The sequence below is a fragment of the Micromonospora sp. U56 genome (assembly GCF_018070095.1).
GTDB classification, from domain to species: Bacteria; Actinomycetota; Actinomycetes; order Mycobacteriales; family Micromonosporaceae; genus Micromonospora; species Micromonospora purpureochromogenes.
This window is the reverse complement of record NZ_JAGPYL010000148.1, coordinates 1-14,731: the sequence shown is the minus strand read 5'-3', so window position 1 is coordinate 14,731 and position 14,731 is coordinate 1. Positions and strand designations below refer to the sequence as shown.

Sequence of the window (14,731 nt, the reverse complement as noted above, 5' to 3'; positions counted from 1 at the left end):
GAGCCGGCGCGCCCGCGCCGGCCGGCGGTGACGACCTGCGCCGCCGGCTCGCCGGCCGGTCCGGGTCCGAGCGCCGCGAGGCCCTCCTCGATCTGGTACGCGTCGAGATCGCCGCCGTGCTCGGCCACGCCACGCTGGACGCCGTCCAGCCCGACCAGGCGTTCAAGGACCTCGGTTTCGACTCCCTGTCGGCGGTGGAACTGCGCAACCGGCTGACCGCGGTGACCGGGCTGCGGCTGCCGGCCACCCTGGTCTTCGACCACCCCACGGCGGTCGCCGTGGCCGCGCACCTCGACGAGGTGCTCACCCCCGCTGAGGCGGCCCCGACCACGGACGCCCCGGAGTCGCGGCCGGTCGACGAGCCGATCGCCATCGTCGCGATGAGTTGCCGCTTCCCCGGCGGTGTCGGCTCGCCCGAGCAGCTGTGGCGGCTGGTCGCCGACGGCGTGGACGCGATCGGCGAGTTCCCCGCCGACCGGGGCTGGGACGTCGACGGCATCTACCACCCGGAGCGGGGTGCCGAGGGGCGGACCTACTCCCGTTCCGGCGGCTTCCTCGCCGACGCCGCCGAGTTCGACGCCGGCCTCTTCGGGATCAGCCCGAACGAGGCGGTGGCGATGGACCCGCAGCAGCGGTTGCTGCTGGAGTGCGCCTGGGAGACCTTCGAGCGGGCTGGCATCGACCCGGGCACGCTCAAGGGCAGCCCCACCGGCGTCTTCGCCGGCGTGATGTACCACGACTACCAGGACAACACGAACACCGGCTCGATCGCCTCCGGCCGCGTCGCCTACGCCTTCGGGCTGGAGGGGCCGGCGGTCACCGTCGACACCGCCTGCTCGTCCTCGCTGGTCGCGCTGCACCTGGCCGCCCAGGCGCTGCGGTCCGGGGAGTGCACGCTCGCGCTCGCCGGCGGGGTGACCGTGATGGCCACCCCGGACACCTTCGTCGAGTTCAGCCGGCAGCGCGGGCTCTCCCCGGACGGCCGGTGCAAATCCTTCGGGGCGGGCGCCGACGGCACCGGCTTCTCCGAGGGGGCCGGCCTGCTGCTGGTGGAGCGCCTCTCCGACGCCCGCCGCCACGGTCACCCCGTCCTCGCCGTGGTGCGCGGCTCGGCGGTCAACTCCGACGGCGCGTCGAACGGCCTGACCGCGCCGAACGGCCCCGCCCAGCAACGGGTCATCCGCGCGGCGCTCGCCTCGGCCCGGGTGCCGGCCGCCGAGGTGGACGTGGTCGAGGCGCACGGCACCGGCACCACCCTCGGCGACCCGATCGAGGCGCAGGCGCTGCTGGCCACCTACGGGCAGGCCCGCCCGGGGGACCGGCCGCTCTGGCTGGGGTCGGTCAAGTCGAACGTCGGCCACACCCAGGCCGCCGCCGGGGTGGCCGGGGTGATGAAGATGATCCTGGCGATGCGGCACGGGCTGATGCCCCGCACCCTGCACGCCGAGGAGCGCTCGCCGCAGGTCGACTGGTCCGCCGGCGCGGTCGAGCTGCTGACCGAGGCACGCGAGTGGCCGGCGAACGGGCATCCGCGCCGGGCCGGCATCTCCTCCTTCGGGCTCTCCGGCACCAACGCCCACGTGATCATCGAGGAGCCGCCCGCCGACGGTGACGCGTCCACGCCCCGACCGGTCGACGGCCTGGTGCCCTGGCCGGTGTCGGCGCGGTCCGACACCGCCGTGCGCGACCTGGCCGGACGGCTGGCCGACCTCGCCGCCCGGATCGACCCGGCCGACGTGCCGGCGGCGGGCCGGACGCTCGCCACCGGGCGGGCGCTCTTCGGCCACCGGGCCGTGGTGCTCGGCGCGGACCCGGCGGAGCTGTCCGCCGGCCTGACCGCCCTGGCCGCCGGCGCCGGCGCTCCCGGCCTGGTCACCGGCGTGACCCGGCCGGGTGGTCGGCTGGCGGTGCTGTTCACCGGTCAGGGCGCGCAGCGCCTGGGCATGGGTCGTTCGTTGCACGCGGTGTTCCCGGTGTTCGCGTCGGCGTTCGACGCGGTCGTGGCGGAGCTGGACGAGCACCTGGATCGGCCGTTGCGTGAGGTGATCTGGGGTGATGACGAGGAGCTGATCCGGCGGACGGGCTATGCGCAGGCGGGGTTGTTCGCGGTCGAGGTGGCGTTGTTCCGGCTGGTGGAGTCGGCGGGTGTGCGGCCGGACTTCGTGGCCGGGCACTCGATCGGTGAGCTGGCCGCGGCGCATGTGGCCGGGGTGTTGTCGTTGGCGGATGCGGCTTGGTTGGTGGCGGCGCGGGGTCGGTTGATGCAGGCGTTGCCCGAGGGCGGGGCGATGGTCGCGGTGCGGGCGTCGGAGGAGGAGGTGCGGGCGGCGCTGGCGGGTCCGGGTGTGGTGGTCGGATCCTTTGGACCTGATGTCGTAAACGACTCAGACTCCACCGGCACCGGCACCGGCACCGGCACCGGCACCGGCACCGGCATCGGCCGGGCGGCAAGCGCTCGTGTGGACATTGCGGCCGTCAACGGCCCCCGGTCGGTCGTCATCTCCGGCCCCGAAGCCGCCGTGCTCGCGGTCGCCGAGCACTTCACCAACCTGGGCCGCAAGACCACCCGACTGCGGGTCAGCCACGCCTTCCACAGCCGGCTGATGGACCCGATGCTCGACGAGTTCCGGGCCGTCGCCGCAGAGCTGACCTACGCCGAGCCGCAACTCCCGCTGGTCTCGAACCTGACCGGCACCCTCGCCACCACCGAGCTGACCGACCCGGACTACTGGGTCCGCCACGTCCGCGAGGCGGTCCGCTTCGCCGACGGCATCACCACCCTGCATCAGGCAGGGGCGACCACGTTCCTGGAACTCGGCCCGGAGGCCGCGCTCACCCCGATGATCGAGGGCATCCTCACCGACGACGTCACCGTCATCGCGAGCCTGCGGCGGGGACACGACGAACACCGTCAAGCCCTGACCGCCCTGGCCAGGCTGCACGTCACCGGTACCACCGTCGACTGGACCACGCTGCTCCCGCAGACCGGTCGCACGATCGACCTGCCCACCTACCCCTTCCAGCGGCAGCGGTACTGGCAGCGGACCAGCACCGCCGACGGGGACCTCGGCGCGGTCGGGATCGACGCCGCCCGCCACCCGCTGCTCGGCGCCGCCGTCACCCTCGCCGGCTCGGACAGCACCGTCCTCACCGGACGGCTCTCCGTGCACAGCCAGCCCTGGCTGGCCGACCACGTGGTGGGCGACGCGATCCTCCTGCCGGGCACCGGTTTCGTGGAACTGGCGCTCAGCGCGGGCGGGCAGGTCGGTTGCGACGCCCTCACCGAACTGGTCCTCGAGGCGCCGCTGGTCGTACCGGAACGCGGCGGGGTCACCGTCCAGGTGCTGCTCGGCGCGGCCGACGAGACGGGCAGGCGGCCGGTCACCGTCCACTCCCGCGACGGCGGACCGGGCCAGCCGTGGACCCGGCACGCCACCGGCGCCGTCGCCCCGGCCACCCGGCCGCCGTCGTTCGACCTGGCCGCGTGGCCGCCGCCGGGCGCCGTCCCGGTCGACCTCACCGGGCGGTACGACGCCCAGGCCGCCGCCGGACTGGCGTACGGGCCGGCGTTCCAGGGGCTGCGCGCCGCCTGGACCGCCGGCGAGCAGGTGTACGCCGAGGTGGCCCTGCCGGCCGGGGACGGCGCCGACGACGGGTACCGGATGCACCCGGCCCTGCTCGACGCCTGCCTGCAGGCGGTCGGCCTCGACGCCCGCCAGGTCGGGCCGGTCCGGCTGCCGTTCGCCTTCGCCGGTGTCACCGTCGCGGTTCCTGACGCCACCACCGTCCGGGTCCGGGTCACCCCGGCCGGCGACGGGGTACGCCTCGACATCGCCGACGCCGCCGGCCTGCCGGTCGCCTCGGTGGAGTCGCTCACCCTGCGGGAACTCTCCGCCGCCCAGCTCGCCGCCGGCCGCCAGGAACCGCGGGACCGGCGGGCCGGGCAGCCCGCCGCACCGGTGGCCGCGCCCCCGGTGCGCTGGGCGGCGTGGGAGGACGTCCGCGACGACGTACCCGAGGTGGTGGTGCTGCGGTCGGAGCCCGGCCGGGACGCCGCCGCCGTGCACCGGGCGACCCACCGGGCCCTGGAGCGGGTCCAGGCCTGGCTCGCCGACGACCGGTACGCCCGGTCCAGCCTGGTGGTGGTCACCCGGGGGGCGGTCGCGGTGGCCGACGAGGAGGCCGCCGACCTGGCCGGTGCCGCCGTCTGGGGTCTGGTCCGCTCCGCGCAGTCGGAGCAGCCCGACCGGATCGTCCTGGCCGACCTCGACGACCCGGACGACCCGGCGGCGCTCGCCCTGGCCGTCGCCACGGGGGAACCGCAGGTCGCCGTCCGCGCCGGCGTCGCCCACGTCGCCCGGCTCGGTCGGCTCGCGGCCAGCCCGGACGCCCCGCCGGCCAGCGTGTTCGGCGCCGAGGGGACGGTGCTGGTCACCGGCGCGACCGGCCTGCTCGGCCGGCTCGTCGCCCGGCACCTGGTCACCACGCACGGCGTACGCCGGCTGCTGCTGACCAGCCGGCGGGGCGGCGCGGCGGTCGGGGCGGACGAGCTCGTCGCCGAGCTGACCGCGCTCGGCGCGGACGTCCGGCTCGCCGCCTGCGACATGGGCGACCGGGACGCGGTGGCGGCCCTGCTGGCCGGGCTCGACCCGGCGCACCCGCTCACCGGGGTCGGGCACTCCGCCGGTGTGCTCGACGACGGGGTGATCGGGTCGCTCACCCCGGACCGCGTCGACGTCGTGTTCCGCCCCAAGGTGGACGCGGCGCTGCACCTGCACGAGCTGACCGCCGACCTGCGGCTCACCGCGTTCGTGCTCTTCTCCTCCGCGGCCGGTGTGGTCGGCAACCCGGGCCAGGGCAGCTACGCCGCCGCCAACGCCTGCCTCGACGCGCTCGCCGCGCACCGCCGGGCCGCCGGCCTGCCCGCCCAGTCGCTCGCCTGGGGAGCCTGGGCCGGCGACGCGGGGATGGCCGCCGACCTCACCGCCGGCGACCGGGCCCGGGTCGAGCGGACCGGCGTCCGCCCGCTCGCGCCCGCCGAGGGGCTCGCGCTGCTGGACGCGGCCGCCGCCACCGACGCGGCGGTGGTCGTGCCGGTGGCGCTGGACCTGGCGGCGCTGGCCGGCGTACCCGATCTGCCGCCGCTCTTCCGCGGCCTGGTGCGGCGACCGGCGCGCGCCGGTGGCGGGGCCGGACCGGACGCCGCGGCGCTGACCCGGCGGCTCGCCGCGCTGCCGGCCGACGAGCGCGACGCCGCGCTGCTCGACGTCGTGCTCACCCAGGCGGCGGCGATCCTCGGGCACGCCGGCCCGCAGGACGTCGACCCGGACCGGGCGTTCCAGGAACTCGGGTTCGACTCGCTGAGCGCGGTGGAGTTCCGCAACCAGCTCAACGCCGCCACCGGCCTGCGGCTGCCCGCGACGATGGTCTTCGACCACCCCAACGCGCGGGTCCTCGCCGCCGAACTGGCCGACGCGCTCGCCCCGGCGCCGGCCGACGGGCTGCCCGAGGACCGGGTGCGGGAGGTCCTCCAGGGCATCCCGCTGAGCCGGCTGCGGGAGGCCGGGCTGCTGGACCGGCTGCTCGAACTCGGTGGGCTCGCCCCCACGCCGGACCCGGCCACGACGGACGACGAAGCCGGCCGCTCGATCGACGAGATGGACGCCGACGACCTGATCAGCATGGCGCTGGGCGACCAGGACCTCGACGACCTCATGACGGGAGACCCTCGATGACCGACGACAAGCTCGTCGCCGCGCTGCGCAGCTCGCTCAAGGAGACCGAGCGGCTGCGCGCGCAGAACCGGCGGCTCACCGCGGCCGCCCACGAGCCGGTCGCGATCGTCGGGATGAGCTGCCGCTTCCCCGGCGGGGTGAGCACCCCGGAGCAGCTGTGGCGGCTGGTCGCCGACGGGATCGACGCGATCGGCGACTTCCCCGCAGACCGGGGCTGGAACGTCGACGAGCTGTACGATCCGACCGGCGAGCGGCCGCACACCAGCTACGTCCGGCAGGGCGGGTTCCTCACCGACGCCGCTGCCTTCGACCCGGCCTTCTTCGGGATCAGCCCCAACGAGGCGACCATCATGGACCCGCAGCAGCGGCTGCTGCTGGAGTGCGCCTGGGAGGCGTTCGAGCGGGCCGGCATCGACCCCGGCACGCTGCGCGGCAGCCGTACCGGGGTGTTCGCCGGGCTGATGTACCACGACTACGCCAGCAGCCACGCCACCGGCTCGGTCGCCTCCGGCCGGGTGGCGTACGCGCTGGGGCTGGAGGGTCCGGCGGTCACCGTGGACACCGCCTGCTCGTCGTCGCTGGTCGCGTTGCATCTGGCGGTGCAGGCGCTGCGCTCGGGGGAGTGCACCCTGGCGCTCGCCGGTGGCGCGGCGGTGATGGCGACGCCGGAGGCCTTCGTCGAGTTCAGCCGCCAGCGGGGGCTGGCCCCGGACGGGCGGTGCAAGTCGTTCGGGGCGGGCGCCGACGGCACCGGCTGGGGCGAGGGTGCCGGCTTCCTGCTGGTGGAACGCCTCTCGGACGCCCAGCGCCTCGGCCACCCGGTGCTGGCGGTGGTCCGCGGCACGGCGGTGAACCAGGACGGCGCGTCGAACGGCTTCTTCGCCCCGAACGGCCCCGCCCAGCAACGGGTGATCCGCGCCGCCCTCGCGTCGGCCGGCGTCCCGGCCGCCGAGGTGGACGTCGTGGAGGCGCACGGCACCGGCACCACCCTCGGGGACCCGATCGAGGCGCAGGCCCTGCTGGCCACGTACGGGCAGGACCGGCCCGCCGACCGGCCGCTCCGGCTCGGGTCGATCAAGTCGAACCTCGGGCACACCCAGGCTGCCGCCGGCGTAGCCGCCGTCATCAAGATGGTGCAGGCGATGCGGCACGGGCTGATGCCACGGACCCTGCACGCCGAGGAGCGCTCGCCCCAGGTGGACTGGTCGTCCGGCGCGGTCGAGCTGCTGACCGAGGCGCGCGAGTGGCCGGCGGAGGGGCATCCGCGCCGGGCCGGCATCTCGTCGTTCGGCCTCTCCGGCACCAACGCCCACGTCATCGTCGAACAGGCCCCGGAGGCCGCCCCGCAGCCGGACGCCGGCGTGCCCTCGTCCCTGGTGCCCTGGGTGCTGTCGGCGAAGTCCGACCCGGCGCTACGCGAACTCGCGGACCGCTTCGCCGGCGTCGCCGCGCATCTCGCGCCGGTGGAGCTGGGCGCCGCGGCCCGAACCCTGGTCACCGGTCGGGCGACGTTCGGCCATCGGGCGGTGGTGCTGGGCGCGGACCCGGCCGAGCTGTCCGCCGGGCTGGCGGCGGTGGCGGCGGGGGAGCGCGCTCCCAACGCCGTCGCCGGCGTGGCCGGGGCCGGTCGGCTGGTGGTGCTGTTCACCGGCCAGGGCGCGCAGCGCCTCGGCATGGGTCGTTCGTTGCACGCGGTGTTCCCGGTGTTCGCGTCGGCGTTCGACGCGGTGGTGGTGGAGCTGGACGCGCATCTGGATCGGCCGTTGCGTGAGGTGGTCTGGGGTGATGACGAGGAGTTGATCCGGCTCACTGGTTACGCCCAGGCGGGGTTGTTCGCGGTCGAGGTGGCGTTGTTCCGGCTGGTGGAGTCGTGGGGTGTGCGGGCCGATTTCGTGGCGGGGCATTCGATCGGTGAGTTGGCTGCGGCGCATGTGGCTGGGGTGTTGTCGTTGGCGGACGCGTCGCGTCTGGTGGCGGCGCGGGGTCGGTTGATGCAGGCGTTGCCGGCTGGTGGGGCGATGGTGGCGGTGCGGGCGTCGGAGGAGGAGGTGCGGTCGGCGCTGGCGGGCCCGGATACCTCTTTCGTCTCCTATCGACCTGATGACGTAAACGATTCAGCCGGCAACGGCAATGGCAACGGCAATGGCACCGGCCCGGTGGCAGGCGCTGGTGTGGACATCGCAGCGGTCAACGGCCCCCGGTCCGTGGTCATCTCCGGCCCCGAAGCGGCCGTGCTGCACGTGGCCGAGCACTTCGCCACGCTGGGTCGCAAGACCACCCGCCTGCGGGTGAGTCACGCCTTCCACAGCCACCTGATGGACCCGATGCTCGCCGACTTCCGGGCCGTCGCCGCGGAGCTGACCTACGCCGAGCCGCAACTCCCGGTCGTGTCCAACCTGACCGGCGCCCTGGCCAGCAGCGAACTGACCGACCCCGACTACTGGGTCCGCCACGTCCGCGAGGCCGTCCGCTTCGCCGACGGCATCACCACCCTGCACACCGCCGGCGCGACCACCTTCCTGGAACTCGGCCCCGACGCCGCGCTCACGCCGATGATCGAGGGCATCCTCACCGACGAGGTCACCGTCGTTCCGTCCCTGCGGCGGGATCATGACGAACACCGGCAGGCCCTGACCGCCCTGGCCAGGCTGCACGTCACCGGCACCACCGTCGACTGGACCGCCCTGCTTCCGCAGACCACCCGCACGATCGACCTGCCCACCTACCCCTTCCAGCGGCAGCGCTACTGGCTGCACACCCTCGACTACCTCGCCGAGTCCTGGCTGGCCGGCGCGCTCGGCGACGACCCGGCCGCGCTCGGCCTGAGCCCCGTCGACCATCCGCTGCTGCGGGCCGCTGTGGCCACCGCTGACGCCGACGGTCTCGTCCTCACCGGCCGGCTGTCCCGGCAGGCGCAGCCCTGGCTTGCCGACCACGACGTGCTCGGCACCGTGCTGCTGCCCGGCACCGGCCTGGTCGAACTCGCCCTGCGCGCCGGCGAGGAGGCCGGCTGCCACCGCCTCGACGAGCTGACCCTCACCGCGCCGCTGGTGCTGCCCCAACGCGGCGACGTCATGGTGCAGGTGGTCGTCGGCGACCCCGACAGCGCTGGGCGTCGCACGGTCGGCGTCTACTCCCGGGCCCCCGGCGGCCGCTGGGCACTGCACGCCGACGGGCTGCTCGCCGCCGACGCCGCCGAGCCGTCCGTCGACCTGACCGCCTGGCCGCCGCCGGGCGCGACCCCGCTGGCCACCGAGGGCGCGTACGAGCGGTTGCGCGGGCGGGGGTATGCGTACGGGCCGACGTTCCAGGGGCTGCGGGCCGCCTGGGAACGCGGCGACGAGCTGTACGCCGAGGTGGCCCTGCCCGACGAGGCGCACCCGGACGCCGCCCGGTTCGGCCTGCACCCGGCCCTGCTCGACGCCGCCATGCACGCCTCCCTGCTCCAGGACCACGACGGCTCCGGCGCGACGCTGCTGCCGTTCGCCTGGAACGGCGTCTCCCGGCACGCCGTCGGCGCCACCGCGCTGCGGCTGCGGATGGCGCCCACCGGGCCGGACAGCGTCACCCTCACCGTCGCCGACCCGTCCGGGCAGCCGGTGCTCACCGTCGGGTCGCTGGTGTCCCGGCCGGTCTCCGCCGCCCAACTCGACGGCGTCCGGGCCGGCCGCGACCAGGTGCTGCACCGGGTGCGGTGGCAGCCGGCGGCCACCCCGGACGGGGCACCGGACTTGTCCCGCTGGGCGGTGGTCGGCGACTCCCGCTGGGCGGTGGTCGGCGACGCCGTCGCGGTGCCGGGGGTGCCGTCGTACGCCGATCTGGACGCGATCGGCGCGGCGGACGCCGTACCGGAGGTGGTGCTGCTGCCGCTCGCTGCCGGCGACGGCGACGTGCCGGCGGCGGTGCGGGAGGTGACCGGGGCGGCGCTGGCGGCCGTGCGGGCCTGGCTGGCCGACGACCGGTTCGCCGACTCGCGGCTGGTGCTGCTCACCCGGGAGGCCGTGGTCACCGGCCCCGACGACCGGGTGGTGCTGGATCAGGCGCCGGTCTGGGGCCTGGTCCGGGCGGCGCAGGCGGAGAACCCGGAGCGGTTCGTCCTGGCCGACACCGACGGCCGGCCGGAGTCCTGGGCCGCGCTGCCGGCGGCCCTCGCGGCGGGGGAGCCGGAACTGGCGCTGCGCACCGGCCGCCTGTTCGTGCCCCGGCTCGTCCCGGTATCCGACGCCGCGACGCTCAGCGGTGCCGCCACCGACGCCACCGCACCCGCTACGACGCTCGGCGGCACCGCCGTCGACGCCGGCACGCGCGACCGCGCCGCGACGGACCCCGGCACGCGCGACCACCGTGCGATCGGCGACGACCAGGCGGCCGGCGGAACGGATGTCGGCACGGCGCTGGTCACCGGGGGCACCGGCGGGCTCGGGGCGCTGGTGGCGCGGCACCTGGTCAGCGCGCACGGCGTCCGCCACCTGGTGCTCACCAGCCGGCGCGGGCTCGCCGCCCCCGGCGTGGACGCGCTGGTCGGCGAGCTGACCGCGCTCGGCGCGGCGGTACGCGTGGCGGCCTGCGACGCCGCCGACCGGGAGGCCCTGGCCGCCGTGCTGGCCGACATCCCCGCCGCCCACCCGCTGCGGATCGTGGTGCACGCCGCCGGGGTCGCCGACAACGGCGTCGCCGCCACGCTCACCCCGGAACGGCTCGCGGCCACGCTCGCGCCCAAGGTGGACGGTGCCTGGCACCTGCACGAGCTGACCCGCGAGGCGGACCTGTCCGCGTTCGTGCTCTTCTCCTCCGCGGGCGGGCTGGTGCTCGCCGCCGGCCAGGCCGGCTACGCGGCGGCGAACGTCTTCCTCGACGCGCTCGCCGAGCACCGGGCCGCGCGGGGGCTGCCGGCGACCTCGCTGGCGTACGGGCTGTGGGGGACCGACGCGGGACTGGGCGCTGCGCTCAGCGACGCCGACCTGGAACGGATGGCCCGACAGGGCTTCCCCGCGCTCACCGAGGCCGACGGGCTGGCCGCGTTCGACACCGCACTGCGGGATCGGCCGGTCACCCTCGTCCCGCTGCGGATCGACCCGGCCGCCGTGCGCACCGACGCCGGCATTCCCGCGCTGCTGCGCGCCCTGGTCCGGGCCCCCCGGCGGTTGCGCCGGGCCACCGACACCCCGGCCGCCGCCGGGCGGTTCGCCGGCCTGTCCGGCCCCGACCGGCTCCGCGCCCTGCGGGACCTGGTCCGCGCCCAGGTCGCCGCCGTCCTCGGGTACGACTCCGCCGAGGCGGTGGAGCCGGACCGCGCCTTCTCCGAGCTGGGCTTCGACTCGCTGTCGGCGGTGGAACTGCGCAACGCGCTGGGCGCGGCGACCGACCTGCGGCTGCCCGCCACGCTGATCTTCGACTATCCGACCGCCGACGCCGTCGCCGCGTACCTCGACTCGCTGCTCGGCGGGGCATCCGCGGACGCCCCCGCCCAGGCCGGGCCGCGCCCGGTGGACGAGCCGATCGCCATCGTCGGGATGAGCTGTCGCTTCCCCGGCGGCGTCGGCTCGCCGGAGGAGCTGTGGCGGTTGGTCGCCGACGGGGTGGACGCGATCGCGCCGCTGCCCACCGACCGGGGCTGGGCCGACGACCTGTACCACCCGGAGCCGGGCCGCCCCGGCCGCTGCTACGCCCGGGCCGGCGGGTTCCTGCCCGACGCCGCCGACTTCGACGCCGGCTTCTTCGGCATCAGCCCGAACGAGGCGTACGCGGTGGACCCGCAGCAGCGTTTGCTGCTGGAGTGCGCCTGGGAGGCGTTCGAGCGGGCCGGGATCGATCCGGGCACGCTCAAGGGCAGCCCCACCGGCGTCTTCGCCGGCCTGATGTACCACGACTACGGGTACGGCAGCTCCGCCGGCGGCAGTGCGGCGGCCGGCCGGGTGTCGTACGTGCTCGGCCTGGAGGGCCCCGCGGTGGCGGTGGACACCGCCTGCTCGTCGTCGCTGGTGGCGTTGCACCTGGCGGTGCAGGCGCTGCGGTCGGGGGAGTGCTCGCTGGCGCTCGCCGGCGGCGTGACTGTGATGGCCACCCCCGAGATCCTGATCGAGTTCTCCCGGCAGCGCGGCCTCTCCCCGGACGGCCGGTGCCGCTCCTTCGGGGCGGGCGCCGACGGCACCGGCTGGGCCGAGGGCGCCGGCTTCCTGCTGGTCGAGCGCCTGTCCGACGCCCAGCGGCTCGGCCACCCGGTGCTGGCCGTGGTGCGGGGCTCGGCGGTCAACCAGGACGGCGCGTCGAACGGCTTCTTCGCCCCGAACGGCCCCTCGCAGCAGCGGGTGATCCGGGCCGCCCTGGCGTCAGCCGGTGTGCCGGCCGCCGAGGTGGACGTGGTCGAGGCCCACGGCACGGGTACGACCCTCGGTGACCCGATCGAGGCGCAGGCGCTGCTGGCCACCTACGGTCAGGACCGGCCCGCCGACCGGCCGCTGTGGTTGGGGTCGATCAAGTCGAACCTGGGGCACACCCAGGCCGCCGCCGGTGTCGCCGGCGTGATCAAGATGGTGCAGGCGATGCGGCACGGCCTGATGCCGCCGACGCTGCACGCCGAGGAGCGCTCGCCGCAGGTGGACTGGTCCGCCGGGACGGTCGAACTGCTGACCCGGCCCCGCGAGTGGTCGGCGAACGGGCATCCGCGCCGGGCCGGCATCTCGTCGTTCGGGCTCTCCGGCACCAACGCCCACGTCATCCTCGAACAGGCCGCACCGCCCCCGACCACCCCCGCGGAACCGAAAACCGGGACGCAGGGACCGCTGCCCTGGCTGCTCTCCGCCCGCTCCGAGGTGGCGCTGCGGGCCCAGGCCGCCCGGCTGCACCGGCACCTGTCGGGCCGGCCGGAGCTGCGGCTGCCGGACGTGGCGTACTCGCTGGCGACCGGCCGCGCCGCCCTGGAACAGCGGGCCGCCGTGCTGGGCGCCGACCGCGACGAACTCCTCGCCGGACTGGCCACCCTCGCCGACGGCGGGACGGCCGCACCCGTCCTGTCGGGGACGGCCCGGCCCGGGCGACTGGCGGTGCTGTTCACCGGTCAGGGCGCTCAGCGCCTGGGTATGGGTCGTTCGCTGCACGCGGTGTTTCCGGTGTTCGCGGCTGCGTTCGACGCGGTGGTGTCCGAGTTGGACGCGCATCTGGACCGGCCGTTGCGTGAGGTGGTCTGGGGTGACGATGAGGAGTTGATCCGGCTCACTGGTTACGCCCAGGCGGGGTTGTTCGCGGTCGAGGTGGCGTTGTTCCGGCTGGTGGAGTCGTGGGGTGTGCGGCCGGATTTCGTCGCCGGGCATTCGATCGGTGAGTTGACTGCGGCGCATGTGGCTGGGGTGTTGTCGCTGTCGGATGCGGCAAGGTTGGTGGCGGCGCGGGGTCGGTTGATGCAGGCGTTGCCGGCTGGTGGGGCGATGGTGGCGGTGCGGGCGTCGGAGGAGGAGGTGCGGGCGGCGCTCGGGGGTCCGGGTGTGGTGGTCGGATCCTTTGGAGCTGATGTCGTAAACGACTCAGCCGGCAACGGCAACGGGACCGGTGTGGGCACCGGCGATGGTGGCGGTCCCGTGGCCGCTGGCGGTGTGGACATCGCGGCGGTCAACGGCCCCCGGTCCGTGGTGATCTCCGGCCCCGAGGCCGCCGTGCTGCGCGTGGCCGCGCACTTCACCACGCTGGGGCGGAAGACCACCCGCCTGCGGGTGAGTCACGCCTTCCACAGTGGGCTGATGGACCCGATGCTCGAGGAGTTCCGGGCCGTCGCGGCGAGCCTGACCTACGCCGAGCCGCAGCTCCCGGTGGTGTCCAACCTGACCGGCACCCTGGCGACCAGCGAGCTGACCGACCCCGACTACTGGGTCCGCCACGTCCGCGAGGCGGTCCGCTTCGCCGACGGCATCACCACCCTGCACACCGCCGGCGCGACCACGTTCCTGGAACTCGGTCCGGACGCCGCCCTCACCCCGATGATCGAGGGCATCCTCACCGACGACGTCACCGTCATCCCCAGCCTGCGGCGGGGTCACGACGAACAGCGGCAGGCCCTGACCGCCCTGGCCAGGCTGCACGTCACCGGCACCACCGTCGACTGGACCGCACTGCTCACCGGCGCCCGCGTCGAGCTGCCCACCTACCCCTTCCAGCGGCAGCGCTACTGGCGTCCGGAACGGCCGGGTGGCGAGGGGGCCACCCCGGCCGGTCTCGCCGCGACCGAGCATCCGCTGCTCGGCGCGTCGGTCACCCTCGCCGACACGGACGGAGTGCTCTTCACCGGCCGGCTCTCCGTCGACACCCAGCCGTGGCTCGCCGACCACACGGTCGGCGACACCGTCCTCTTCCCCGGCACCGGCTTCGTCGAACTGGCGGTCGCCGCCGGCGAGCGGACCGACGCGCCGGTGGTCGAGGAGCTGATCCTGCACGCCCCGCTGATACTGCCCGAGAACACGGCGGTCACCCTCCAGGTCGCCGTCGGCCCACCCGACGAGGGCGGCTCCCGTTCCGTCACCGTCCACTCCCGCGCCGGCGAGGCGGACCCGTGGACCCGGCACGCCGACGGCCGGATCGGCGCCGGCGGCACGGCGCCCGCCGTGGACCTGACCGCCTGGCCGCCGCCGGGCGCGACCCCGCTGCCGACCGGCGACGCGTACGAGCGGATGGCCGAGCGCGGCTACGGCTACGGGCCCACCTTCCAGGGGCTGCGGGCCGCCTGGCAGCGCGGCGACGAGCTGTACGCCGAGATCAGCCTGCCGGACGCCGCGCACGCCGAGGCCGAGCAGTTCGTGCTGCACCCGGCCCTGCTCGACGCCGCGCTGCACGTGCTCGGGCTCGCCGACGGCGACGCCGACGACCAGGGCGGCACCATGCTGCCGTTCTCCTGGAACACCGTCACCCCGCACGCCACCGGCGCCCGGGGGCTGCGGGTCGCGATCCGCCCGACCGGGCCCCGCGAGGTCTCGCTCGACCTGGCCGACCTGTCCGGCGCGCCGGTCGCC

2 protein-coding genes are annotated in these 14,731 nt (G+C 75.8%); both read left to right on the top strand.

Features of this window, described 5'->3' with window-relative positions:
• On the top strand, positions 1 to 5,735 hold a 5,735-nt coding region (locus KBX37_RS30270; RefSeq protein WP_374103926.1), incomplete at its 5' end, for an SDR family NAD(P)-dependent oxidoreductase.
• Positions 5,736 to 5,758: 23 nt separating this feature from the next.
• Positions 5,759 to 14,731: type I polyketide synthase (locus KBX37_RS35030; RefSeq protein WP_374103927.1), on the top strand; the 8,973-nt coding region annotated here is incomplete at its 3' end.